Source organism: Synechococcus sp. CS-1328 (genome assembly GCF_025128095.1).
In the GTDB taxonomy this organism is placed as follows: Bacteria; Cyanobacteriota; Cyanobacteriia; order PCC-6307; family Cyanobiaceae; genus CBW1002.
This window is the reverse complement of record NZ_JAHLYT010000015.1, coordinates 18,171-36,637: the sequence shown is the minus strand read 5'-3', so window position 1 is coordinate 36,637 and position 18,467 is coordinate 18,171. Positions and strand designations below refer to the sequence as shown.

The following is an 18,467-nucleotide window of genomic DNA, read 5'->3' as shown; positions in this document are numbered from 1 at the left end:
GGGGTCAGCGGAGGCTGTGGTGTCAGCTGGGGCATCAGCGGCGGCTGTCCCGCTTCTCCTGTCGGTCTTGCTTCTGCGGATCGTTCTGCTGCTCCCTGTCCTGAGACTTGTCGCGGCTTCGGTCCTTGCCCTTGTCGTTCTTGCCCTTGTTGCTCCTGTCTTTGTTGCTTTTGCTGCTGTCCTTGCCTTTGTCGTCTTTGCCCTTGTTGCGCTTGCTGCCGCCGTCGTCGTTGGAGGCAGCCCCGGCAGCCGGGGTGCCGACCTGAGAGTCATCACTGCTGGACTGGGAGTCATCGCTGATGGGATCGTCGCTGATGGCCTCCGGCCGGCTGCCGCCTCGGTCGTCCAGCTGGTCGTGGCCGGGGCCATCGTCGGCCCCGTTGCGGGCCAGGGCTGTGCCGGTGCTCCAGGAGGCGAAGCCCAGGCCGAGCACGGCACTCAAGAACAACACGGTGATTCGTCCAGCCTTCATGGTCGGGTCGTCAGGGTCAATTCGCAGTGTGAGCCGTTGGGACAGGCCTGCCCTTCTTCGGTGTCGAACCGTTGCCGGCCACGGCAAGATGCGCCCACCTGCGGCCCGCCGGCCCCGTTGTTCCCGCGATGCAAGCGTCTCCTCCTGCCCCTTCCGAGTCCCCCGAACCGCCGGCCACGCCCCGGCCTGATGCCCCTGCCGCGTCACCGCAACCCTCGTTGCCCTACGTGGTGGCCTGCGGCGTGGCCATGGGCGCCGCCGATGTGGTCCCGGGCGTGTCCGGCGCCAGCATGGCCTTCATCCTCGGCATCTACGGCCAGTTGCTCGAGGCCATCGCCGGCTTCGATCTGGGCCTGCTGGCCCTGCTGCGCCGAGGCGACTGGAGCGCCGCGGCGGCGCGGGTGCACCTGAGCTTTCTGGTGCCCCTCCTGGCAGGTCTTGCGGCCTCGGTGCTGCTGCTGGTGCGGCCGATCACCTGGCTGTACGAGTTCCAGCCGGTGCTGCTGTTCGCCTTCTTCTTCGGCCTGATCATCGGCGCGATCGTGCTGATCGCCCGTCACGCCCACTGGGGCTGGCAGGGGCTGGTGGCGATGGCGGTCGGGGTGGCGCTGGTGGTCGGGATCGAGCAGCTGCAGCAGCGGGCAGGTGTTGAGGAGATGGGGGGCTGAGCGATGGCACGGGCCTCTGAGTCGTGGAGTTCCTCGTTTGGCTTCGTGCTCGCTGCCGCGGGCAGCGCCGTGGGTCTGGGCAACCTCTGGGGCTTCGCGTACCGCGCCTCCCAGGGGGGCGGTGGCGCCTTCGTGCTGCTCTATGTGGTGATCGTGCTGGTGGTGTGCCTGCCGGTGCTGGTGGCGGAGATGGTGCTGGGCCGCAGCACCAGCCATGCGCCGCTGATCGCGCCGATCACCGCCGGCGGTCGCCGCTGGGCACCGCTGGGCCTGCTGTTCCTGGTGGCGGCGCTTGGAATCCTGGCCTTCTATGCGGTGCTGATGGGCTGGACCGGCCGCACCCTGCTGCACGCCCTGCTGGTGGGGTTGCCGGCCGACATGGCGGCCTCGGAAGCCTTTTTCGGGCTGATCAGCAGCGGCGGTGGCGCAGTGCTGGGCCTGCTGGTGAGCCTGGCCCTCACTGGTGTTGTGGTGGCGGCCGGTGTACGGGGCGGCATCGAACGGCTCAGCCGCTGGGGCATGCCGGCCCTGTTCGTGCTGTTGCTGGGCCTGCTGATCTGGGCCGCCTTTCTGCCGGGCGCCGGCGCCGGCTACCACCAGTTCCTGCTGCGCTGGGACGCGGCCAAGCTGCTGGAGCCCACAACGATCCGCAATGCCTTCACCCAGGCCTTCTTCTCGATCGGCACCGGCATCGGCGCGATCCTGGCCTATGCCGCCTACCTGAACCGCCGCAGTGGACTGCCTGCCGAAGCTTTGAGTGTGGTGGGGATGGATACGGCAGTGGGTCTGATGGCCGGTTGCGTCACCTTCCCGCTGGTGGCGAGCTTTGGACTGGGTGATGTGGTGAGCGGCAGCACGGTGGGGACCCTGTTCATCGCCCTGCCCACAGGTCTGGCCTCGATTGGACTTGCTGGACGGCTGGTGGCGGTGCTGTTCTTCGGCCTGGCTTACATCGCCGCGATCACCTCAAGTGTGTCGCTGCTGGAGGTGCCGGTGAGCTCGCTGGTGGATGGGCTGGGCTGGAGGCGCCGCGAGGCGGTGTGGACCTGCGTGGCGCTGGTGGCCGTGCTGGGGCTGCCGCCGGCCCTGAGCACCGGTGCCCTGGAGGTGATGGATGCCCTGTTTGGCGGTGTCTTGCTGATCCTCGGTGGGCTGCTGATCGCCCTGCTGCTCAGCTGGCAGGCACCGGCACGCTTCCTGAGCGATCTCCAGGGCTGCGGCACCCCGCCGGCCCTACGCAGTGCCCTGTTGTTCAGTCTGCGCTGGATCTCGGTGCCGGCGATTGCGGTGGGCCTCAGCGTGTCGGTGCTGGATCTGGCGAAGATGTGGTTTGGTTGAAGCCCGATCCGATGGCCTCCTGGTTGCAGCGCTGGAACTTCATTGAACGGGCCAGGCTGGAGCGCCAGCTCTGGGAGGCCTTCGAGCGCCGGGAAGACCTGGAGGAGTTGGTCGAGGCGTGCAGTCAGGCCGTGGCCGGCGGCGACCCCAGCCGTGCCTTTCAGTTGGAGGTGTGGCAGACGACCCTCAAGCGGATCCGCAAGATCGAGGTGATGATGGCGGGACGGGAACGGCCCTAGCCGAGCGTGCGGATCAGCCCTCCGGAACCGTGTGCAGGATCACCAGTGGAATCAGCAGGCAGTAGAGCAGAGACAACGGCCAGCCGAAGCGCAGGAAATCCAGAAAGCGGTAGTTACCCGGTGAGTAGACCAACAGGTTAGTCTGGTAGCCGATCGGCGAGAGGAAGCTCTGGCTGGCGGCGAACACCACCACGTAGATGAACATCAAGGGAGGCTGGTGCAGCCCTTCGGCCAGCCTGGCCACCACCGGCAGCAGCAGCAGCACGGTGGCCCTGATGCTGAGCAATTCGGGGCCCACCAGCGTGACGGCGTAAACCGCCACCAGGGCGCCATAGACCGGCCAGGGCTCGAGCCCCGGATCAGCAAGGCATCGGCCGCGAGCTGGGCCAGGCCGCCCTGCTGCAGCGCCGCGCTGAAACTGAACAGCCCCCCGAGCAGCAGGTAAACGTCCAAACGGATAGCGCTCAGGGCACTGCTGGCATCGAGGCAGCCACCGATCACCAGCACCCCCACCGCCAGCAGCACCGCCGCCACCAGGGAGATCAGCCCAAGGCCGGAGACGAGCAGCACCGCCAGCAAGGTCGTTCTCCAGTTCGTCGAGCACCACGAGCTCGCTGTTCTCCTGCAGGCCGCGGATGGCGTCGAGGGGAGCCTGTCCTGCAACGTGGTGTTGGCGCGTTTCACCGCCAGAACGGTGGCGTTGAAACGCTGGCGGAAGCGCAGATCGCGCAGGGTGGTGCCTGCCAGCTTCGAACCGCCGGGGAGCAGCACCTCGGTGAGGCGGATGCCCTTGGCAATGGCGGAGGGGTCGTCGTTCTCCGGGGCGTCGAGCAGGGTGCCGGCCAGGTCCACCACCTCAGTGAGGTAACCCTGGCGGGTGAGTTCGGTGAGGGTGCCACCGCCGTTGAGGCCGCGGTCAGGCAGGAAGCGGGAGGCAAGCAGCAGATAGAGGAGAGGCTGCCGTTCAACCACACCGGCAGGCCGATGGCCGTGAACGAGAACAGGTGGAATTCGCCGTAGCCGAGATTGGCGGAGACGTCGCTGGCCAGCAGGGCCACACGACGCTGCGGCGAGCGGATGCGGCGCGAGCCGAGCAGCTCGCGCAGGCGATCGAGGGGCCCCGCTGTGCAGCAACCCCTCGGAGAGCACGAACATGCCCACCAGGGTGATCAGGGCGGGGCTGCCGAAGCCGGCCAGAGCCTGGCCAGGCTCGAGCACCCGGGTGGCGATCAGAATGCCGGCGGCGAGCAAGGCCACGATTTCCGGCGCCAGCCAGCCGCCCACGAACACCACGATGGCGGCGACAAGCACCGCCAGGGTGATCCAGCCGGAGAGTGAAATCACCTCAAAGAGGACCGCGCCGAACCAGCAGGCCGGGGAACCACAAGGCACAGGCTGGCCCCATAGGCTCTGAGCACCTGCGCAGATCCCCCTTGCCCAACCGTTCGTTCCACTACGAGCCGCTCGAGCGGTTCGGCGAAGGACTCACGACAGCACGACCCTGGAATACAACGGCGTTGGCCGGCGTGGAGCGGCTGAATGGTCGCGTCGCCATGCTCGGCTTTGCTGCTGCTGTCTGTGGTGAGTGGATCACCGGCCATGGGCCAGCCGGGCAGGTCTTGGCGCTGCTGCGCTGGTACCTGGGCTGAGACCGCTGCGCAGACCCATCGTCAGCTGCTCGGACGGACCCGCTTCACGGCCAGGCCAGCCTCTGTTGCCGTGACGGCTGCCAGCAGCACCAGACCGATCAGGCCCACCAGCTGGTTCTGAGCCTCGGCTGCCGCATCGGTGTTCTGGCCCAACACCGCCCCCGCCACAAACCAGGCAGTGGCGAGAGCCGAGGTGATCCAGTACGCCGTCCAGCGGCGTTGGTAGAGGTAGCCGGCACCGAGGCCAGGGAGAACGTTCAGCACAACCGCCACCCAGCCGGCGGAGGCAGCGAGGATTTGCTCACGGGTCGGCGTCATGGCTGTGGTGGAAGGCACTGCACTCTGGCGGCGGCGTGGACGCCCCGCGGCGGCACCGGCAGCCGCAGGCTGCTCAGCCACGACAGCCCCACCAGCAGCGCCGAGCACCACAGACAGGCCTGCATCCCGCCCACCAGGAACAGGGCACCGGAGAGCAACGTGCCCACCAGCCGGCCGGCGGCGTTGGCCATGTAATAGAAGCCCACGTTGAGGCTCACCGATTCGGCGTCGGTGTAGGCCAGAACCATGTAGCTGTGGATCGAGGAATTCATCGCGAACACCACGCCGAAGGCCGCCAGCCCCACCACGATCGCGACCCCCGGCTGGGCCACCTCCTGCCACAGCGCCACGGCGATCAGGGCCGGGATGGCCGTGAGGATGGCGCTCCAGAACTGCACGGCGGACACCCCCGGCGGAGCGCTCTGCCCCCAGCTGCGGCGCAGGGCCGGCGCGGAGCCCTGCACGATCCCGTAGCCGATCACCCAGAGCCCCATGAAACCGCCCACCTCCCAGTACTTCCAGCCCAGGGCCGCCTGCAGGAACACCGGCAGGGCCACCACGAACCAGACATCGCGGGCGCCGAACAGAAAAAAGCGCGCCGTTGAGAGCACATTGATCCCCTTCGACTTGGAGAACAGGGCCTTGAAGGCCGGCTTCTCCTTCATGCGGCCGATTTCACCCGGCAGCACCAGGGTGACGAGGAAGGCCAGGAACAGACCGGCGGCCATGGCGCCCACGGCGGCATTGAAGCCGATCGTGGCTAGCAGCACTCCGCCCAGGAAAAAGCCCACCCCCTTGAGGGCGTTCTTGGAGCCGGTGAGAATCGCCACCCATCGGAACAGCTGGGCTTCGCCGCGGCTGTGGTCGTCGGGGGTTTCCGGCACCACGGTCTTGATGGCGCTCTTGGCGCTCATCTTGTTGAGGTCCTTGGCGATGCCGCTGATTGCCTGGGCGACCATCACGTAGGCCACGCTCCACCAGCGGGGCCAGTCGTCGGCGACGGGAATCAGCATCAGCAGGGCGCCCACCTGCATCAAGGTGCCCGCCCAGAGCGTGAGCCGCAGCCCGAAGCGGGCCCCCAGCCAGCCGCCGTAGAGGTTGGTGAGAATGCCGAAGAACTCGTAGAACAGAAACAGGAAGGCGATCTCCAGGGTGGAGTAGCCGAGCTGGTGGAAGTGGAACACCACGAGCATGCGCAGGGCGCCGTCGGTGAGGGTGAAGGCCCAGTAGTTGGCCGTCACGATGCCGTATTGCTGGAGGGCGGTCAGCTGCCTCATCCCGCTGCACCCTCCGCGGCCGCCCCCTCCAGGGAAGCCACGTGGCAGGCCAGATCGGCCATGCGGCAGCTGTAGCCCCACTCGTTGTCGTACCAGGCGAACACCTTGAGCTGGGTGCCGCCCGTCACCATGGTGGAGAGGGCATCGACGATCGAGCTGCGGCTGTCGTTGAGGTAATCGACCGACACCAGCGGCCGCTCCTCATAGCCCAGGATTCCCTGCAGCGGGCCGGCGGCGGCGGCGGCAAAGGCGCCATTCACCTCCTGGGCGCTCACCGCGCGCTCCAGCTCGAACACCGCATCGGTGATCGAGGCATTCAGCAACGGCACCCGCACGGCGTGGCCATTGAGCTTGCCCTGCAATTCCGGGAAGATCAGGCCGATCGCCTTGGCTGATCCGGTGGTGGTGGGGATCAGGGAGCTGCTGGCGGAGCGGGCCCGGCGCAGGTCGCTCTTGAAGCTGTCGATCACCACCTGGGTGTTGGTGATGTTGTGCAGGGTGGTGATCGAGCCGTGGTGGATGCCGAAGCTCTCGTGCACCACCTTCACGACCGGTGCCAGGCAGTTGGTGGTGCAGGAGGCGGCGGTCAGCAGGCGATGGCGGCTTGGGTCGTAGAGGTCGTGGTTGATTCCGTAGACGATGTTGAGCGCTTCCTCTCCGGCGATCACGCCCTTCACCGGGCAGGCCACGATCACCCGCTTCAGGCCCGCCGCGCTGAAGTAAGGCTCGAGGGTTGCGGGGGTCTTGAACTTGCCGCTGCATTCGAGCACCAGGTCCACGCCGGCAGCGGCCCAGGGCACGGCGGCGGGATCCTTGTGCTGGCTGTAGCCCACGGGCTGGTTGGCCACGTGGAAGCCGTCTGCATCCGCCTGCACCGCTTGGGGCCAGCGGCCATGCACCGAGTCGAACTCCAGCAGGTGGGCGGCGGCGGCGGCATCCCCGGCCGGGTCGTTGACGTGCAGCACTGAAACGCCTGGGCGGCCCCAGAGGGCGCGGAACACGAGGCGGCCGATGCGGCCGAAGCCGTTGATGCCGATCTTCATGAAGGCAGGGGCAAGCTCTGGAAACTTAGATCAAAGTTGGTTGATGGGTGGGTGTTGGGGAGCACCCGCCCTTAGGCCCATGCCTCAAGGATGGGACGTGATGGCCACGATGGTGATCTGGCCCTTCTCAGGGCCGTAACACCAGAACACCCGGTAGGCGCCGGGTGTGTGGTTCTGGGCGTAGGCCTCAAAGATCGTCTCGCCTGGCCTCAGGGGATTGTTCAGAGAGGTGACTTCGTGGGTGTGCAGACCCTGATGCCTGGGCCACTGGGTTCTGAGCTTGTTGATGCAGCCCTCCACCTGCTTGAACAGGCTGAACGGCTTCGTCTTTCTGCCCAGGCGCACAGCCTTCTCTGCCGAGGCCTGAAGGGCGTTGAACTGAGGTTCAGCTTCGGGTGTCCATTGGATCTTGAAGTTCATCCGGCATCGGTTGCGTCATCCGGACCCTCTTCAACAGGGAACGTCGTCGCGGCCAGCTGGCGCGCTGCGTCGAGGTCGGGTCCGGAGGCGAACTCTCCTGCAGCGATCTCTTGCAGGCCCCGCTTCACGGAGGCCAGGGCCTGGGCGTTGCGGTAGAGCCATGCCTCTTCTGCGGGGACATGGACGGTCTCGACGTGCTCGAGAACGAAGCTGGTGCCGCGTTCGACAACCCGATAGGCACGTCCGGCCAGCTTGCGGCCCAGGTTGAGCCTGCCGGCCTGGTCAGCCTTGACGATCCGCTCGACAGGGGCCATGGATGCTGCCCAATGTGGGGTGTCCCCATTATGGCAACCTGCCCTGGTGGCTGCCAGGCGCCCACGGCCCCACCACCGTCTCCCCGGCCGCCTCCCGTTCCGCCAGCTCCAGGTTCAGGTCCAGGAGGTTGCTGAGGATGTCTTCTCTGGCCTTCCAGCCGTAAGCCTTGAGCACCAGGGCATCAAGCGCCTGGTGGAACTTGGCGAGCTGGCTTGCGGGCTCCAGATCGACAAGGCCGCGTCGCTCGGGTCGAGCAAGATATGACTTGTAAAGATCAGTAATTCCACAATTTCTTTGAGTCATTATCTCGTCTCGAAAGGTGTTCAGTTCCGCCATTACCCTGCGCAGTGCGTTGACCACTGCATGGTCGACTTGCTGAGGAAAAGGGAAAGTCTCAAAGCAGCTTGTGTGTGTGTAGCGTATGTCTGCTTTAAGGGTTGAAGCCTGGGCATTGACCCACTCTCTGTGAGGACTGGAAGACAAGACTGCCAAGATGTAAAGATCAGATGAGGCGATAACCGTAGTTGAGTCGCCTGGCAGCAGGAGGAGGGGGGCAACAGTAAGGGGGATAAACCACTTTGAGTGACGCGGAAAACAAAAGGCTCCACCATTGGCTTTAATTGCTTCACGCATTGCTGGCCTTTTCTCGCCAAATTTCCACCAGTAGACTCGTGTTACTTCGCGTCGATTATCTTCTCGAAATGGCTTCGAGTAAGTTTTTACATGCAAGAAAGGAGCTTTGTATGTTTCGGCGGCTTCGAGAGTCATGTTATTAAAGTCAATGATCCATCTTCTTGGCGTTGCCAATGGCACGGCGGCCAAGTCATCCGCTGTTAGGAATGGCTTTAGGACTTCTGCGCATTTAGGGTCACTGTCAATCCAGTCGGCAGCCTGTTCAGGGCTAATCGCAAATCCATCTACACCAACTGGAATCACTCCTTGGAAGGCAATTCCCTTGTTGGCATTTAGTCCCAGCGCTTTAGAGGTATCAAGATTGGAACTGAGTGAGGTGCTGATCGAGCTTACTATTTCCCCATCAAGATAAAATCTTGATGGTTCCTGGATGCTCCAATTCACGATGCTCACATGAACTTTTGCATCCCCTGACCAGGGTTGCGACGAGATTGCAGAGTGGATATGTCCACCGTTGTCTCGGAGATAATCAAGAGCGGCCCTTCGACTCTTTCCCTGCCGTATTGAGCTTGTGGCAACAAGTCCTGCTCTCCCATCACTCTTTAGGTTATTTTGTGCGATCCTGAACCAATAAGCGCAGAAATCTACACTGTCACCTATCTCCGGGAAGTACTCATATAGCCGATCCACATATGCATCATCTAGCTCTATCCTGATATTCTTGCCCACCTAGAAACGGTAGGTTCCCCACATAGGCATCCGCCTCCGGCCAGGGGGTGAACAGCGCATCGGCCACCCTGATGTTGGCATCGAGGTTGTCGAGCGGCAGGTCCCGTTCGGTGAGCCCCAGGCGATCGTTGGCCACCTTGCGGGCGATCATCAGCGTCACCCTGGCCAGCTCCACCGCGAATGGGCTGGTGTCCATGCCGTAGAACTGCAACGGCGTCACCAGGCCCAGAACCCCCTGGTCCTTCCTGGCTTCGGATTTGCGCCGTTCGTCGATGCGCCGCAGGATCGCCACCTCCAGATCCTTCACGGCGTTGTAGCCCATATAGAGGAAATTGCCGGAGCCGCAGGCCGGATCGCAGACGCGGTACTGCGTCAACGCCTGCCGCAGGCCCTCCTGTTCGGCGATGCTGCCGGCCTGGGTGATCCGCTCCTCCCAGGGCTCCACGATCGTGGGCCGGATGATCTGCAGCATGTCCACCTCACTGGTGAAGTGCTGGCCGTGGGCGTGGCGGGTCTTCGGGTCGCTGCTGGCTTCGAAGATGTTGCCGAAGATGCTGGGCCGCACCCGTTGCCAGTTCTCCTCGGCGCTGGCACTGAGCAGATCCAGCTCATCGGAAAGCAGCTCAAGCCGAGGGATGTGGGCGAAGAGCCCGCCGTTGAAGTAGGGCGTTCCCCGGAACTGCCCGCCGGGCGTGACGCCGGGGGTGTTCATCTCGCCGAACAGGTTGCCGAGCACGTCGTAGCTGCTCTGGCCCCCCTGGCAGGCGTCCAGGGCGAGCGTGAACGGCAGGTTCGGCAGCAAGCCCCGAGCTTCGGCGAACAGGCTGAGCACGCACTGGAGCACGAACCGTTGGGCCTCCAGGGCCGTGAAGGCTCCGCTTGCCTCGCCCCGCTTCCGCAACCGCCCGAACAGTTCCCCCATGCTGCGGGCCTGGGCCTCGGTCACCTCGATCTGGTTAAGGCCGAAGTGCACCGGCTGCTCGCTCTTGCTGAGGAAGGCAAGGGACGACGACTGGCTGGCCAGATCCGCCACCCGCAGCTTCACCAGGGGCTCGTCCACGAGCTGGTTGAAGTCGTAGACCCACAGCTCGTCGAAGTTGCAGAGCATCGAATAGAGCGGCTTGGGTGTGAGTTAGATCCAGTAGCGCTGCAGTTGCGGGAAGTTGGGCCCGAGCGCCTTGCCCCGGCTCTTCATCTCGATCAGCACCGTGGCGCGTGTTCCCTCGATCAGGGCGTCCGCATTGCCCATGCCGCCGGCCAGGCTGCCCTTGGGGATCTTGCGCTCGAAGGTGGTGCCCGCCTCCACCGCATCGGCCCAGCCCCAGGCCTGGAGCAGCCGGTTCACGTAGGTCTGTGCCTCGCTGTCCTCATCGCCCCGGATCGAGGCCACCCAGTCGGCGAAGGTCTGCAGGGCCTGGGGTGTGATCAACGGGGTGGACGTCAGTACGGCCGATTGTGCTTCGGCAGCTGGGATTCTGCTGGGGTGCGGCCCGCTAGCGTTGATGGCATTGAGTGCATTGCTTGCAAAGAGTCCGCCATGGCCAGCCTGACGATTCGCAACCTCGACGAAGCCACCAAGGCCGAGTTGCGCCTTCAGGCCGCCCGCCACGGACGCTCGATGGAGGAGGAAGCGCGCACGATCCTGCGCCAGGCGGTGGGAGCAACGGCTGGCTCCTCGGGCGGCCTTGGTCTGGGCCGTCGCATCCAGGCCCATTTCGCGGCCCTCGGCGGAGTGGAGTTGGAGCTGCCTGAGCGCACCTCACCGGCCCGGCCGGAGCCATTCGGCAACGACAACGGCCGTGAGGGTCGGCTGTGATCGTGCTCGACACCAACGTGATCGCCGAGCTGATGAAGCCTCAGCCCGATCCGGTGGTGCTGGCCTGGGCCGATGGCCTCGATCCAGCGGAAGTGGGCATCACGGCGATGAACGAGGCGGAGATCCTGCACGGCATCGCCCGTTTGCCGGAGGGTCGCAGACGAGACGCTCTGCAGCGGAGCTGGGAGGCGCTGGTGCCGTCCTTGTTGAGCGATCGGGTGTTCGCCTTCCACCGGGAGGCCGCCCATTGGTATGGCGAGCTGCTGAGCAGACGGGAGCAGCTGGGGCGGCCGATCGCCACGGCCGATGCGGTGATCGCGGCCATCACCCTGGCGCAGGGCGCCCAACTGGCCACCCGCAACGTGGGCGATTTCGTTGACCTCGGCCTGGAGCTGATCAACCCCTGGAACACCCCTTGACCAGCGTTGACCAGAGGCATCCTGGGCAACGCCGCAGGACGTGGATCGAAGGCGCCACTGGCGCCAAGAAGCTTCGGCATCCGAACCATTCACCCTCCAACAGGAACGGGAGCGAGGATCTCTTGGATCAAGAGAGTCAGGACCTCCTGGAGCTCACCGGTGAGCGCAAGACGGGGCCTGCCATCCGGCGCTTGATGGAGGAGGCCCTGCCGCGGCGACGCCGGGCCATTGAACTCCGTCTTCATCGCCTGCCTCCAACCAAGCAACTAGCGTTGATGGACCAGGCAGGGTCGATTCCATGGGCGTCGCCACCACGCCTCTCCAGTCTGAGCAGGCCCGAGCTCTGCTCAGGGCCCTCGCCGAGCCCCTGCGCCTGCAGGTGATCGAGGCGCTGGGCAGCGGCGAGCGTTGCGTCTGCGATCTCACTGCCGATCTCGGCCTGGCCCAGTCGAAGCTCTCCTTTCACCTCAAGGTGCTCAAGCAGGCGGGGCTGCTGGCCGACCGGCAGGAGGGCCGCTGGATCTACTACCAGCTGCGCCCCGAAGCGATCGAACAGCTGCGCGACTGGCTGGCGGAGCTTGGCGCCCAGTGCAGCAAGCCCGCCACCCCCTGCCGATGAACAACGTCACCCCAGCGATGCGGTGGCTGCGCACCAGCCGGCCGGGCCATGTCGCCCTGCTGGCCGGCCTGGTGGCTGGTTGGCTGCTGCTCTACCGGATCAACGAATCGCTCTGGGACGCGGTGTTGTTCGGCTGGCTGGGGCTGGATCCGGAGCAGCGGCTGAGCGAAACCCTGCGCTTCTTCTTCTACGACTCGATCAAGATCGCCCTGCTGCTCAGCGGCATCATCTTCCTGGTGACGGTGCTGCGCTCCTACCTGAGTGTGGAGCGCACCCGGGCCCTGCTGGCCGGACGCCGCGAAGGGATCGGCAACGTGTTGGCCGCCCTGCTCGGGGTGATCACACCCTTCTGCTCCTGCAGTGCGGTGCCGGCCTTCATCGGTTTTCTGGCCGCGGGAATTCCGCTGGGGGTAACGATGAGTTTCCTGATCGCCAGCCCGATGGTGAACGAGGTGGCGATCGGGCTGCTGTTCAGTCTGTTCGGCTGGAAGATCACGCTGATCTACGTCAGTTCCGGCCTGATGATCGCCATCCTGGCGGGATGGGTGCTGGGCCGTCTGCGTGTCGAGCGCTGGGTGGAATCGTTTGTCTACGAGACCAAGCTGCATGGCCACGCCGTGGATTTTTCCCAGGGTCTGTCGTTTGAGCAGCGGCTGCAGATGGGCGCCGAGGAAGTGAGCTCGATCCTGCGGCAGATCTGGCCCTATCTGCTGGTGGGCATCGGGGTGGGGGCGTTGATTCATGGCTGGGTGCCCACCAACTTCTTCGCCAGCTACGCCGGTCGCGACAACCCCTTCGGCGTTCTGGTGGCCGTGGGGCTCGGGATTCCGCTCTATTCCAATGCGGCAGGTGTGATGCCGATGGTGCAGGCGCTCTATGAGAAGGGACTGCCGATGGGCACGGTTCTCGCCTTCATGATGAGTGTGGTGGCCCTGTCGGTGCCGGAGCTGATCCTGCTGCGTCGGGTACTCCAACCCCCGTTGTTGGCCGCCTTCTTCTCGGTCACTGGCGTGGGGATCATGCTGATTGGCTATCTGTTCAATGCCCTGCTTGCCTGATCCTGCTTTCATGGTCTTTCTTTCATGAAACTGCTTTTCTGACATTGCTTTTCTGACATTGCTTTCCTGAAACTGCTTTTCTGACACTGCATTCCAGATCCTGTTTTCCTGATCCTTCTTCCCGCACAACATGGACATCAAAATTCTCGGCAGTGGCTGCAGGAAATGCATCACCCTCGAAGAACACGCCCGCAACGGGGCGGCTGAACTCGGCATCGACACCAGCATCGAAATGATTCACGATCCCGTCGCTATCGCCGGCTACGGCGTCATGCGCACGCCTGCCCTGGTGATCGATGAACAGGTTGTGGTGGCTGGTCGGGTGCCCGCTGCCGAGGAGGTCCGATCCCTGCTCAGCGCAGCATCAATAGGCCGGTGATCGCGTTCACCCGGATGAACGCCACCGAAACAGCCGTCATCGCCGGCCCACGCCGGCCCAGGCAGCAGATGAACAACAGGTTCATCAAGACAGCAGGTTCAGCTGAGGCCGGCTGCCATAGGACGCACGCGGCGCACCCCCTCTAACTGGCCGATCGATCAGGCCTTTGGCGTCGTCGAGCGGCGGAGGTGGGAGCAGAGCGGGAAAGGGGAACGACCATGCCCCCGTCTTCCGTGCTGGTTGCAGCCAGAGAGCTGGTTGCAGCCAGGCGGGGATGGTGATGTTGCGGGTGATCTTGCGACCGATGCTTCAGCGTCTGTAGAGCCCAGTTCCTGGAGCCCCGTATCCGGCACCCGGCCGAACACCGGCACCAGACGCAGGCCCACCGACGCCACCAGGGTTTTCGAACGGACGCCGTTCCAGCCCGGCGCCAGCTTCGCCGAAACCGGCCCCTGGCAAGACACCCGCACCCGAGGCCGGCCCACCGACGCCCCCGGCCCCCACGCCAGGTTCACGATCCAGTCCTGCCCCCGCCGCTCCAAACCCTGCCCCGGGAGCCACTCCAGCCCCCGAGGCCGGCCCGCCAAGACCGCCTGGATTCGGCCTGGCCAGTCCCAATCCAGGCGCTGCCAGGCAGAGGGCCAGTCCCACGGCCATCGGCAGCCAGAAGGTACGGGTTCTGGTCATGGCCAAGGCCTGTTGAAGATTTTCCAGTATTAGCAAGGGCCTCCGATCAGGACCCGATCGGAGCAGAACTGCTCAGACCCAACAACCCAACATCCCTCAGGCCGGACGGCTCTGCCTCGGCGTTGGCATCGGCTCGGCATCGGCTCGGCGTCGGCGTCGGCGTCGGCCAGGGAAACGCATCCGCCCTGACAGCTTCAAACTCTGTTACAGTTCTCGCAACAAACCGAAACACCCATGACTGACTCCTCTTCCCGCTTCGGCTTCGTGGCCTTCGCCGAGACCTGGAACGGCCGCCTGGCCATGCTCGGCTTCGTGATCGGCCTGGGCACCGAGCTCCTCACCGGCCAGGGCATCCTCTCCCAGATCGGCCTCGGTTGATCGCCATGAGCACCGATTACACCGCTGCCATTGCCGGCCTGATTGGAGTTGTCATTCTGCTCACCGGGATGGTGACCTTTGTGCTCACCCGTCCCAGTGATCTGGCACCGACGAACTCCCGCTGATTGTTCCAGGCTTCGCCCGGGCACGACTCACAGAAAACCCCAGGGCACTGCCTTGGGGTTTTCGTTGTTTTCAGTAGTCGATCCATCCCTCCCCATGCTCTGCTGCTCAGACCCCGCGGCGCCGCTAGGGGCCATCAGGCTTCAGGATGAAGATCCCCTTGCCCGTTCCCCATGGAAGCCCGCTGGAATGACGCCGTCCTGGCCAGCAGCGACGACATCGTCAAGCTGGAAGGCAATGCCTACTTCCCGGCCGAGGCCCTCAAGGCCGACCGTTTCCGTGCGTCATCTCACCGCAGCGTCTGCGGCTGGAAGGGAGAAGCGCATTACTACGACGTGGTGGTGGGCGACAAAGTGAATGCCAATGCCGCCTGGTTCTATCCGGATCCCAAGAGTGCTGCCGAGGAGATCCGCGGCCGGGTGGCGTTCTGGAAGGGCGTCGTGGTCAGCTGAACTGATCTGAAGCTGATCTGAGCCGGGGTGGCCAGCACAACGGCGATCAACCGCCTTCAAGTCCTCGGCCCAGCAGGAGATCCCGGGCACCATTGACACGCTGCATGGTGTCGTGCGCACCGCCCCGATCGGGATGGTGTTCCGCCGCAGCGTTCTTCCAGGCCCGGGTGACATCACTTTCCCGGATCCGACCCGAGAGGGGCAGATGCAACCGCTGACGCGCCACGATCGCGTCCAGGTCTGGATGCTTGCCAAGGGGGCCCCAGTCGGCCTGGCTGAGGGAGGGACCTTTTTTCTTGCTGCTCTTCCTGCGCCTGCTGCTCCGTTCGGCTCCGAACCCACCGAATCCCCGGGGAACCTCCCCCGGGTCAGGTTCGGACCGGGGTGGCTCCGCCGTGGAGGAACGGGACACCACCAGAGGCATCGATCGCTCTCGCAGGGTCTGGGGCATCACAACACAGGCATCACTGATGGATCCAGTTTCCTCCATCACACACCCCGGCAGATGAAGAATCGGCGCACAGACAAGCGGATCGAGATCGTTATCAGGCCCTGCTGAATCGGGCAGAACCGAGCGACGAGAGCGTCAGGAGCTGAGGCCGCCAGCAGGCGAGTCGGCCGAAGCCCGCATCAGCCGCTGCAGCTGGCCGCTCTCCAGTTCGAGCACCCGGCGGGCGAAGTCGGGATCGCGCTCCAGCACTGCATCGAAGGAATCCACCGGCACCGCCAGCACCCGGGTGCCATCGGCTTCGGCCACGATCGTGCTCTCCGAGGTGCTGTGGGTGAGTACCTCCAGTTCGTCAAGCACACGGCCGGGCTCCATGTCCTCCAGCCACTCCCGCTCGCCCACGCGGTGGCGCACCAGGGCCCGGCCTTCGATCAACAGCAGGAGCTCACGGCAGGTGTCGCCGGCCTCGGTGATCAGATCGCCGCGGGAGAAGGTGCGCACATCAGCCTGTTCGGCCAGGGCGGCCAGGGTGTCGGCATCGCTGCGGCGGAAGAAATCGCTGGTGGCCAGGAACACCCGCTTCTCCAGCTCCGGACAATCCCTCAGGGCCGGCGGGCCCTGCAGGGCGCCAACGGCCTGGGCCGTCTGGGCCAGCAGGGGTGGGCTGGCCTTGCCGCCCACCTGGGCCGCCAGGGACCGGGCCCGTTCAGCATCCAGGCAGGCGCTGAGGAACAGAGCGGCAGCGGCCAGGGTGGGGCTGGGATCAGCCGCCAGGCTGTCGAGGAAGGTGAGCGTGTCGACCACGGGCACCTGCAGGGGACAGGATGCGATCTCGCCGCCGGGCCGGCCGAGGGCCTCGGCCACCGAGGCGGGCAGGCGTCCCGCCCAGTCGTCCGCCTGAACCAGTTCAGGCAACCCCAGCGGCGCGATGGCCTGCAGGCGCTGCACCAGGGCCGGCACCACCGGATCCTCCTGAAGGGTGACCAGGCCAGCGAGGATGGCCCGCAGCGTCAGTTCCTTGCGCAACTGGAGACGGTCATCGACCAGGTCCAGCACGACCGACTGGTGTCTCAGGGCGCTCTGATGCAAGGCCCGGTAGCCGTCCGTGAGGGCCGGCAGCCGCTCCAGCAACAACTCCAGTTTGCGAATCGCAGCGGCCCTGGGGGAGACGTCGCCCCGCACCCGTTCCTCCTCTCGAAGCGAGATGCCGAACTCCCGCCGCAGCGCCCGCAAGGCCGCCCCATCGCCGGCGGCATCACCTCGAACGCCGCCATCACCGAGGCTCTGAACCAGCATCAATCGCTCCAGCGACTTGCGATAGCCGCTGAGGCGAATCTGGTCTTCAAGGCTGCGGCGACTGTCGGGATCGAGCAGGCCGGGATCCTCCACTCCCAGTTCATCGAGGAGCTGGCGGTGCTCGTCGTCGCTGATGCCGAGCGACAGGCGCATCTGTTTGAGCACATCCAGGCTGCTGGCGGCATTGACGAAGCCCTCCTCGAGGGCCTCCCGCACCACGCCCTTGTAGGCCTCCAGACGCTTGTGGCCGGTGAAGCCCGGCAGCACCTTGGCCAACACGTAGACCTCCTCGGTGCCCAGATCGGCGAGGGAGCGACCATCCAGGTAGCGGCCCACATCGAGATCCATGCGGGCCAGCTGCTTGCGGAAGCGCTCCGCCAGGTTTTCGCGGCCGTAAAGGGCTGGCGAACGCCCCCAGGCCCGGTAGAGCCAGAGGGTGCTCAGCGCCACCAGGATCACGTCGTAGAGGTACTGAACCCAGGCCGGCAGCAGCAGGATCAGAGGCCGGCCGGAGAACAGGAAGAAAAAGTTGAAGACCAGATAGGTGGCCACCAGAAAGACCCGGTGGCGGATGCGATCCCGATCGGGCTCAGCACCCCGGCGGCGCACCTGCCCCCGCAGCCCCGACTCGATCGCCCGGCCCACCAGCACCCCCAGCCAGGTGCACAGCCCCAGGAACAGGGGAACGGCCACCAGCCTGGGCACATCGATCGGCTGGCCGAACAGGACAAAACCTGGCCGCAGCAGCAGGGCGAGTTGGTCGCTCTGACGCAGCCAGACTCCCGAGAAGTAGTAGTCCCAGTTGCCGGCGTAAAGGTAGTAATAGAGGAAGTAGCCCAGCACCAATCCCACATAGCCGTAGCGCTCGAAGGCGAAGGCAGGGGTGGGCAGCCGGGCCCAGTAGGTGCGCTCGGCGTCGATGTCGATGCAGGGTTGCTGGCAGGCCACGCAGGCGCTCTGTTCAGCGCCATCGGGCTGAACGGTGCGGCACATCGACTGGGTGATCGGGGTGGCGGCCATGTGGGCCCTGCTGCCCAGCAGACCGGCGGGGGTGGAGTAGATGCTCTGCACCGGCGCCATCGGGCAGAAGTACTGGCACCAGCTCTTGCCGCCATACAGCCAGCCCACGGCGATGGCGCAGACGATGGTGAAGCTCAGCCAGGCGAACAGCACCAGTCGGTCGGCGTTGAAGAAGAGAATGCGGCCGCAGAGCCCGACATAGAGCCAGCCGAACTGCAGCTGGGAATAGTGCTTGCCCAGCCAGGAATCGCCCTGCACCTTGGCGAGCTGGAAGCGCTTCTCACCGGTTTTCGGATTCACCCGGGCGATCTGGCGCTGCAGCCCCAGGGCCCGAGGTATCTGGGAGAGGAAGGAGAGCGGGCAGATGCGCCGCCAGAGTTCATGGCCGAAGACCAGCAGCACAAAAACGCCCGCCGGCACCACCAGCCCCCAGAACAGGGTGGTTCCCAGGGGATAGGGGGTCTCCGTCAGGCAGGTGCCCTGCACCGGCACACAATCGGCCGGCAGGCGAAGCGGGCTCCAGGGGTGGTCTGGCTCGGTGAAGCGCGGCGTGAACGGGTCGTAGAGCAGCGAGGCGATGATCAGCAGCCAGCCGGTGGTGAGTGCCCACCGCACCAGATGCATGCGCCGTTCCGTCACCTGACCGTCCACGCTGTGAAGCACCGGAGGCG

The 18,467-nt window shown here is 65.2% G+C and carries 24 protein-coding genes; 11 read left to right on the top strand and 13 right to left on the bottom strand.

The features are described from left to right. Positions 1–34: 34 nt before the first annotated feature. A complete protein-coding gene (locus tag KQ310_RS02530) occupies positions 35–472 on the bottom strand; it encodes a hypothetical protein (RefSeq protein ID WP_259720216.1) in 438 nt (145 codons plus the stop codon). A gap of 128 nt (positions 473–600) precedes the next feature. Between KQ310_RS02530 and KQ310_RS02525 the strand changes: the two genes are divergently transcribed. The 3 genes from KQ310_RS02525 to KQ310_RS02515 are packed head-to-tail and all read left to right on the top strand — an operon-like array spanning position 601 to position 2,717. Then, positions 601–1,140 carry a DUF368 domain-containing protein gene (locus KQ310_RS02525; protein ID WP_259720215.1) on the top strand — a complete coding sequence of 180 codons (540 nt, stop codon included), beginning with the start codon at positions 601–603 and terminating at the stop codon, positions 1,138–1,140. A gap of 3 nt (positions 1,141–1,143) precedes the next feature. Next, positions 1,144–2,478 carry a sodium-dependent transporter gene (locus tag KQ310_RS02520; protein ID WP_259720214.1) on the top strand — a complete coding sequence of 445 codons (1,335 nt, stop codon included), beginning with the start codon at positions 1,144–1,146 and terminating at the stop codon, positions 2,476–2,478. 11 nt (positions 2,479–2,489) lie between these two features. Continuing rightward, positions 2,490–2,717 carry a hypothetical protein gene (locus KQ310_RS02515; protein ID WP_259720213.1) on the top strand — a complete coding sequence of 76 codons (228 nt, stop codon included), beginning with the start codon at positions 2,490–2,492 and terminating at the stop codon, positions 2,715–2,717. A gap of 13 nt (positions 2,718–2,730) precedes the next feature. Here KQ310_RS02515 and KQ310_RS15925 read toward each other — a convergent pair whose 3' ends face one another. Continuing rightward, positions 2,731–2,982, bottom strand: a complete 252-nt coding sequence (locus tag KQ310_RS15925) for a hypothetical protein (RefSeq protein ID WP_399237459.1) — start codon at positions 2,980–2,982, stop codon at positions 2,731–2,733. Next, positions 2,922–4,061, bottom strand: coding sequence for an SLC13 family permease (locus KQ310_RS02510; protein WP_399237457.1), 1,140 nt, complete (start codon positions 4,059–4,061; stop codon positions 2,922–2,924). The genes KQ310_RS15925 and KQ310_RS02510 overlap by 61 nt, the downstream gene beginning before the upstream one ends. Before the next feature lie 89 nt (positions 4,062–4,150). On the opposite strand from KQ310_RS02510, the gene KQ310_RS02505 reads away from it, so the two are divergent. Further along, positions 4,151–4,366 carry a chlorophyll a/b-binding protein gene (locus KQ310_RS02505; RefSeq protein WP_259720212.1) on the top strand — a complete coding sequence of 72 codons (216 nt, stop codon included), beginning with the start codon at positions 4,151–4,153 and terminating at the stop codon, positions 4,364–4,366. Between the two features lie 21 nt (positions 4,367–4,387). On the opposite strand, the gene KQ310_RS02500 is transcribed toward KQ310_RS02505, so the two are convergent. The 8 genes from KQ310_RS02500 to KQ310_RS02465 all read right to left on the bottom strand — a co-directional run bounded on the left by KQ310_RS02500 (position 4,388) and on the right by KQ310_RS02465 (position 10,530). Further along, the gene (locus tag KQ310_RS02500; RefSeq protein WP_259720211.1) at positions 4,388–4,684 is read right to left on the bottom strand and encodes a hypothetical protein; all 297 of its coding nucleotides are present in this window, start codon (positions 4,682–4,684) and stop codon (positions 4,388–4,390) included. Further along, positions 4,681–5,961 (bottom strand): organoarsenical effux MFS transporter ArsJ, encoded by a 1,281-nt coding sequence (gene arsJ, locus KQ310_RS02495; RefSeq protein WP_259720210.1) that lies wholly within the window; start codon positions 5,959–5,961, stop codon positions 4,681–4,683. Before arsJ ends, KQ310_RS02500 begins: the two co-directional genes overlap by 4 nt. Beyond that, positions 5,958–7,004 (bottom strand): ArsJ-associated glyceraldehyde-3-phosphate dehydrogenase, encoded by a 1,047-nt coding sequence (locus KQ310_RS02490; RefSeq protein ID WP_259720209.1) that lies wholly within the window; start codon positions 7,002–7,004, stop codon positions 5,958–5,960. Before KQ310_RS02490 ends, arsJ begins: the two co-directional genes overlap by 4 nt. Before the next feature lie 84 nt (positions 7,005–7,088). Next, on the bottom strand, positions 7,089–7,424 hold the full coding sequence (locus KQ310_RS02485) for a hypothetical protein (RefSeq protein WP_259720208.1): 336 nt from the start codon (positions 7,422–7,424) through the stop codon (positions 7,089–7,091). After that, complete coding sequence (locus KQ310_RS02480) at positions 7,421–7,738, bottom strand: hypothetical protein (RefSeq protein ID WP_259720207.1); 318 nt, start codon at positions 7,736–7,738, stop codon at positions 7,421–7,423. The genes KQ310_RS02485 and KQ310_RS02480 overlap by 4 nt, the downstream gene beginning before the upstream one ends. A 28-nt stretch (positions 7,739–7,766) precedes the next feature. Then, positions 7,767–9,101 (bottom strand): type IIL restriction-modification enzyme MmeI, encoded by a 1,335-nt coding sequence (locus KQ310_RS02475; RefSeq protein ID WP_259720206.1) that lies wholly within the window; start codon positions 9,099–9,101, stop codon positions 7,767–7,769. Further along, positions 9,070–10,209 (bottom strand): DNA methyltransferase, encoded by a 1,140-nt coding sequence (locus KQ310_RS02470; protein ID WP_259720205.1) that lies wholly within the window; start codon positions 10,207–10,209, stop codon positions 9,070–9,072. The genes KQ310_RS02475 and KQ310_RS02470 overlap by 32 nt, the downstream gene beginning before the upstream one ends. 24 nt (positions 10,210–10,233) lie before the next feature. Beyond that, positions 10,234–10,530, bottom strand: coding sequence for a hypothetical protein (locus KQ310_RS02465; protein WP_259720204.1), 297 nt, complete (start codon positions 10,528–10,530; stop codon positions 10,234–10,236). 108 nt (positions 10,531–10,638) lie between these two features. On the opposite strand from KQ310_RS02465, the gene KQ310_RS02460 reads away from it, so the two are divergent. The 7 genes from KQ310_RS02460 (at position 10,639) to KQ310_RS02430 (ending at position 15,032) form a co-directional block, all read left to right on the top strand. Next, positions 10,639–10,917 (top strand): FitA-like ribbon-helix-helix domain-containing protein, encoded by a 279-nt coding sequence (locus tag KQ310_RS02460; protein WP_259720203.1) that lies wholly within the window; start codon positions 10,639–10,641, stop codon positions 10,915–10,917. 2 nt (positions 10,918–10,919) lie between these two features. After that, on the top strand, positions 10,920–11,336 hold the full coding sequence (locus KQ310_RS02455; protein WP_259720202.1) for a type II toxin-antitoxin system VapC family toxin: 417 nt from the start codon (positions 10,920–10,922) through the stop codon (positions 11,334–11,336). Between the two features lie 298 nt (positions 11,337–11,634). Beyond that, positions 11,635–11,955 carry a helix-turn-helix transcriptional regulator gene (locus tag KQ310_RS02450; RefSeq protein WP_259720201.1) on the top strand — a complete coding sequence of 107 codons (321 nt, stop codon included), beginning with the start codon at positions 11,635–11,637 and terminating at the stop codon, positions 11,953–11,955. Beyond that, positions 11,952–13,013, top strand: a complete 1,062-nt coding sequence (locus KQ310_RS02445; protein WP_259720200.1) for a permease — start codon at positions 11,952–11,954, stop codon at positions 13,011–13,013. Before KQ310_RS02450 ends, KQ310_RS02445 begins: the two co-directional genes overlap by 4 nt. Positions 13,014–13,143: 130 nt before the next feature. Then, positions 13,144–13,392, top strand: coding sequence for a thioredoxin family protein (locus KQ310_RS02440; protein WP_259720199.1), 249 nt, complete (start codon positions 13,144–13,146; stop codon positions 13,390–13,392). Between the two features lie 921 nt (positions 13,393–14,313). After that, positions 14,314–14,457 (top strand): chlorophyll a/b-binding protein, encoded by a 144-nt coding sequence (locus KQ310_RS02435; RefSeq protein ID WP_197149257.1) that lies wholly within the window; start codon positions 14,314–14,316, stop codon positions 14,455–14,457. Between the two features lie 296 nt (positions 14,458–14,753). Beyond that, positions 14,754–15,032 (top strand): DUF427 domain-containing protein, encoded by a 279-nt coding sequence (locus KQ310_RS02430; protein ID WP_259720198.1) that lies wholly within the window; start codon positions 14,754–14,756, stop codon positions 15,030–15,032. Positions 15,033–15,078: 46 nt separating this feature from the next. Here the strand turns inward: KQ310_RS02430 and KQ310_RS02425 are convergent, their stop codons facing one another. Both KQ310_RS02425 and KQ310_RS15810 read right to left on the bottom strand, forming a co-directional pair. Further along, positions 15,079–15,483 (bottom strand): molecular chaperone DnaJ, encoded by a 405-nt coding sequence (locus tag KQ310_RS02425; RefSeq protein WP_259720197.1) that lies wholly within the window; start codon positions 15,481–15,483, stop codon positions 15,079–15,081. A 135-nt stretch (positions 15,484–15,618) separates the two neighbouring features. Beyond that, the gene (locus KQ310_RS15810; protein WP_311134686.1) at positions 15,619–18,447 is read right to left on the bottom strand and encodes a cyclic nucleotide-binding domain-containing protein; all 2,829 of its coding nucleotides are present in this window, start codon (positions 18,445–18,447) and stop codon (positions 15,619–15,621) included. Positions 18,448–18,467 lie beyond the last annotated feature (20 nt).

Bases quoted from the DNA above. Each gene is read 5' to 3' on its own strand.
- KQ310_RS02470 (WP_259720205.1), bottom strand. From the start codon at position 10,209: ATGCTCTGCAACTTCGACGAGCTGTGGGTCTACGACTTCAACCAGCTC.
- KQ310_RS02525 (WP_259720215.1), top strand. From the start codon at position 601: ATGCAAGCGTCTCCTCCTGCCCCTTCCGAGTCCCCCGAACCGCCGGCC.
- KQ310_RS02430 (WP_259720198.1), top strand. From the start codon at position 14,754: ATGGAAGCCCGCTGGAATGACGCCGTCCTGGCCAGCAGCGACGACATC.
- KQ310_RS02480 (WP_259720207.1), bottom strand. From the start codon at position 7,738: ATGGCCCCTGTCGAGCGGATCGTCAAGGCTGACCAGGCCGGCAGGCTC.
- KQ310_RS02485 (WP_259720208.1), bottom strand. From the start codon at position 7,424: ATGAACTTCAAGATCCAATGGACACCCGAAGCTGAACCTCAGTTCAAC.
- KQ310_RS02440 (WP_259720199.1), top strand. From the start codon at position 13,144: ATGGACATCAAAATTCTCGGCAGTGGCTGCAGGAAATGCATCACCCTC.
- KQ310_RS02500 (WP_259720211.1), bottom strand. From the start codon at position 4,684: ATGACGCCGACCCGTGAGCAAATCCTCGCTGCCTCCGCCGGCTGGGTG.
- KQ310_RS02515 (WP_259720213.1), top strand. From the start codon at position 2,490: ATGGCCTCCTGGTTGCAGCGCTGGAACTTCATTGAACGGGCCAGGCTG.
- KQ310_RS02450 (WP_259720201.1), top strand. From the start codon at position 11,635: ATGGGCGTCGCCACCACGCCTCTCCAGTCTGAGCAGGCCCGAGCTCTG.
- KQ310_RS02460 (WP_259720203.1), top strand. From the start codon at position 10,639: ATGGCCAGCCTGACGATTCGCAACCTCGACGAAGCCACCAAGGCCGAG.
- KQ310_RS02520 (WP_259720214.1), top strand. From the start codon at position 1,144: ATGGCACGGGCCTCTGAGTCGTGGAGTTCCTCGTTTGGCTTCGTGCTC.
- KQ310_RS02445 (WP_259720200.1), top strand. From the start codon at position 11,952: ATGAACAACGTCACCCCAGCGATGCGGTGGCTGCGCACCAGCCGGCCG.
- KQ310_RS02425 (WP_259720197.1), bottom strand. From the start codon at position 15,483: ATGCCCCAGACCCTGCGAGAGCGATCGATGCCTCTGGTGGTGTCCCGT.
- KQ310_RS02530 (WP_259720216.1), bottom strand. From the start codon at position 472: ATGAAGGCTGGACGAATCACCGTGTTGTTCTTGAGTGCCGTGCTCGGC.
- arsJ (WP_259720210.1), bottom strand. From the start codon at position 5,961: ATGAGGCAGCTGACCGCCCTCCAGCAATACGGCATCGTGACGGCCAAC.
- KQ310_RS02490 (WP_259720209.1), bottom strand. From the start codon at position 7,004: ATGAAGATCGGCATCAACGGCTTCGGCCGCATCGGCCGCCTCGTGTTC.
- KQ310_RS02435 (WP_197149257.1), top strand. From the start codon at position 14,314: ATGACTGACTCCTCTTCCCGCTTCGGCTTCGTGGCCTTCGCCGAGACC.